The sequence below is a fragment of the Sphingomonas sp. 66-10 genome (assembly GCF_001897045.1).
In the GTDB taxonomy this organism is placed as follows: Bacteria; Pseudomonadota; Alphaproteobacteria; order Sphingomonadales; family Sphingomonadaceae; genus Sphingomonas; species Sphingomonas lycopersici.
In genome coordinates, this window is the sequence record NZ_MKRR01000139.1 from 1 (window position 1) to 3236 (window position 3236).

5 protein-coding genes are annotated in these 3236 nt (G+C 64.8%); 2 read left to right on the forward strand and 3 right to left on the reverse strand.

All coding sequences use genetic code 11. The features are described from left to right. The coding region (locus tag BGN95_RS20340) for a ribonucleotide-diphosphate reductase subunit beta (protein ID WP_286773825.1) at positions 1 to 901 on the forward strand (901 nt) is incomplete at its 5' end. 197 nt (positions 902 to 1098) lie between these two features. Here BGN95_RS20340 and BGN95_RS20345 read toward each other — a convergent pair. Next, on the reverse strand, positions 1099 to 1524 hold the full coding sequence (locus BGN95_RS20345; RefSeq protein ID WP_179512112.1) for an ExbD/TolR family protein: 426 nt from the start codon (positions 1522 to 1524) through the stop codon (positions 1099 to 1101). A 105-nt stretch (positions 1525 to 1629) separates the two neighbouring features. Here BGN95_RS20345 and BGN95_RS20350 point away from each other — a divergent pair, with 105 nt between their 5' ends. Next, entirely contained in the window at positions 1630 to 1848 is a 219-nt protein-coding gene (locus BGN95_RS20350) for a hypothetical protein (RefSeq protein WP_286773826.1), read from the forward strand. 207 nt (positions 1849 to 2055) lie between these two features. On the opposite strand, the gene BGN95_RS20355 is transcribed toward BGN95_RS20350, so the two are convergent. Both BGN95_RS20355 and BGN95_RS20360 read right to left on the reverse strand, forming a co-directional pair. After that, a complete protein-coding gene (locus BGN95_RS20355) occupies positions 2056 to 2640 on the reverse strand; it encodes an opacity protein (RefSeq protein ID WP_265271502.1) in 585 nt (194 codons plus the stop codon). Between the two features lie 382 nt (positions 2641 to 3022). Continuing rightward, a partial coding sequence (locus BGN95_RS20360) for an inositol monophosphatase family protein (RefSeq protein ID WP_286773827.1) occupies positions 3023 to 3236 on the reverse strand: 214 nt, incomplete at its 5' end.

A 3236-nucleotide genomic window follows, 5' to 3' on the forward strand; every position in this document is an offset into this window, starting at 1 on the left:
CAATTTGCTGACGCAGATCTTCCGCTTCTTCACCCAGGCGGACGTCGAGGTGCAGGATTGCTACCACGAGAAATACGGCCGCGTGTTCAAGCCGACCGAGATCAAGATGATGCTGACCGCGTTCAGCAACATGGAGACGGTGCATATCGCCGCCTACAGCCATCTGCTCGACACGATCGGCATGCCGGAAAGCGAATATGGCGCGTTCCTCGATTATGCCGAGCTGAAGGACAAGCACGATTACCTCCAGCGCTTCGGGGTCGAGAATGACGAGGATATCGCGCGGACGCTGGCGATGTTCGGCGGGTTCACCGAGGGGGTGCAGCTCTTCGCCAGCTTCGCGATGCTGATGAACTTTCCGCGCTTCAACAAGATGAAGGGCATGGGGCAGATCGTCAGCTGGTCGGTGCGCGACGAGAGCTTGCATTGCGAGGGGATCATCCGCCTGTTCCACACCTTCGTGAAGGAGCGCGGTTGCCTGACCAAGGCGGTGAAGGACGATATCGCCGATGTCTGTCAGACGACCGTGCGGCTCGAGGATAATTTCATCGACCTCGCGTTCGAGATGGGGCCGGTCAACGGCATGGCGCCCAAGGATATCAAGAAATATATCCGCTACATCGCCGACTGGCGGCTGGGGCAGCTCGGGCTCAAGCCGATCTATATGATCGACGAACACCCGCTGCCGTGGCTCACCCCGCTGCTCAACGGGGTCGAGCACGCCAATTTCTTCGAGACCCGCGCGACCGAATATTCGAAGGCGGCGACCCGCGGCCAATGGTCCGACGTGTGGGACAGCTTCGACACGCGCCAGAAGGCCAAGGCCGGCAAGGCGGCGAACGAGGATGCCTCGGGCGGCGAAGGCGATATGTTCTCGGCGGCCGGCGTCGCCGCGGAGTGAGCCCGCGAGTGGCGGCGCGTGCCGCCCCTCGCTCGTTCGATTTCGCTGAACGCCAGGCGTAAAGCAGGAGGCGCCATAAAATCCGTTCGCCCTGAGCTCGTCGAAGGGCTGTCTTTCTTCCTTGCGAAGAAAAAGGCAGGGCTTCGACAAGCTCAGGGCGAACGGAGGATAGGTGGTCATGCTTCAGCGTCAGCCACTCACTCCCGCGCGAATTGCGCATTTCCCTCGAAGCCGAGCCGGGTGATCCCCGCGCGCTTCACCGTCGCGAGCGTCTCGACGAACAGGCCGTAGCGCGTCGCGGCGTCGCTGCGGATCACCAGTGAATTCTGCGGATCGGCACGCAATAGCGCGAGCCTCGCCTTCAATCCGGCCTGATCCACCGCCGCCCCGTCGAGCCGCAACCCGCCGTCGCTCAGCAATTCCAGCCGGTGCGTCGTGATCGGCAGCGTGCGCGCAGGCGCCGGCTGCGGCAATTCCATCGGCACCTGATTGAGCATCGGCGGAATGGTGATCACGAACATGATCAGCAACACCAGCATCACGTCGATCAGCGGCGTGGTGTTGATCGTCCCGATCGGTTCCTCGGCAACGACAGGCGACGCAAACGAACGGACTCGGCGCATAGCACATCCCCTCGATATGTAATGAAATACCATCACACATCCTGCGCCTCGTCAAGCGCGTCCCCGCGCACCGCACGTTAACCTTTGCCCCGCATCATCGCCGGCATGTTGCCGACGCCGCGCCTGTTCCGCAGCCGTTGGGCGGCCCTGTGGTGGGCCGCCGGGATCCTGTGGTTCGCGATCGAGGTGGCCGGGGTCAAACCGGGCGGCCACGCCGCCGCCAACGCGACGACCGCCAATGCCGCGACCGAGGCGACCGACGCGACCGGCAGCGCGGTCGACCAGCGCGACCTCGCCACCCTCGCCAATGCGATGGGGCGTTAGGGCGACATATGACCCGTTGCCCTGAGCTTGTCGAAGGGCAGCCCCACCTCTCGGACGGCAGGACGGCCTTCGACAGGCTCAGGGCGAGCGGAATGGTCTGGATTGAACGCACAATATTGAAATAGGGCGGGAACCGTCGCCGGCCCCCGCCCTTCCGTCATGCGCGCACAGTTACGCTACGCGTGCGCGAACCGGCATGACGTTACCTCAGAACGCTTTGACCAGACCCATCATCGGGCGGAAGCTGTGGAAATTGCCGAAGGTCGAAACCTCGCCGCGCAGGCGGATCCCGCCGTCGCTCTGGGCGCCCAGATCCCGCGGGCCGACTTCGAAGCCGATGCCATAGGTCCAGTCGTTATAGTGGCGATCGGTATCGACGCGCTTGTCGAAATTGACCCACTGATAGCCGACCTTGCCATAGATCAGCCCGCTATGCCCGGCGCGCACGCCGATGCGGCCCGCGGCGCCATATTCCCAATTGATATCGCCCGAGAAGCCCTTGGCGACATTACCCTCGGCGCCGACGAACACCGGCCCGACCGGGACGTTGACCCCGGCCACGGCCTGCACCAGCCCGCCGTTGAGCTTGTCCGACGACGCGACCGGCGGAATCCCGGCCTTGTTCGGCTGGTTGTCGAAGCCTTCCCAGCCGCCCATCACGCCGAAATAGGGCTCGATGCGGTTGGCGCGGTCGGTGTCGGGTGCCGGCGCGCTGGCCTGATCCTGCGCGATCGCCGGCAGCGCAGCAAAGGTCGCGGCGACGGCCGCGGCGGACAGCATGAATTTACGCATGACTAAACCTCTTTTACTCCTTCCCTGGTGGATACTGGGGCGAGCACATCGCCCTGCACCGGGACTGATCGAACCCGCCCGCCACCCGATTTGTTGCACCGCAAACCGAAAAAACCGGCCGAAATCCGCGGTTGTTGCGTTGATGTCACGGTTTCTTTCGCTGCGATGAACCAATTGCGGCGGGGATCGGGCAAGCGCATGGCCGGCGGCGGGCGCGCCCGCTTACCTACTCCCCTCCCCTGGTGAAGGGGGGGGCTGGGGGTGGGTGGGTATGAGGCTGGCGATCCGGTGCCCCCCACACCAACCCGCCCCCGCCCCCTCCCTGGTGAAGGGAGGGGAGAGAGCTTTCACTCGTGTGAACTTCGAACTTTGCCGGGCGATCTCAATCGCGGATGAACGGCCGCAGCGGCGCGGGGCGGTAGCGCCCCGCCGCGACGAAGCCGGTGTTGCGGAACCCCGGCTTGCCATAGCGGAACGGACGGTTGTCGGGATCCAGCGTCGTGCCGCCGGCCGCGCGCAGCAGCGCGTCGCCCGCGGCGGTATCCCATTCCATCGTCGGCCCGGTGCGCGGATAGACATCGGCCTCGCCGCTCGCC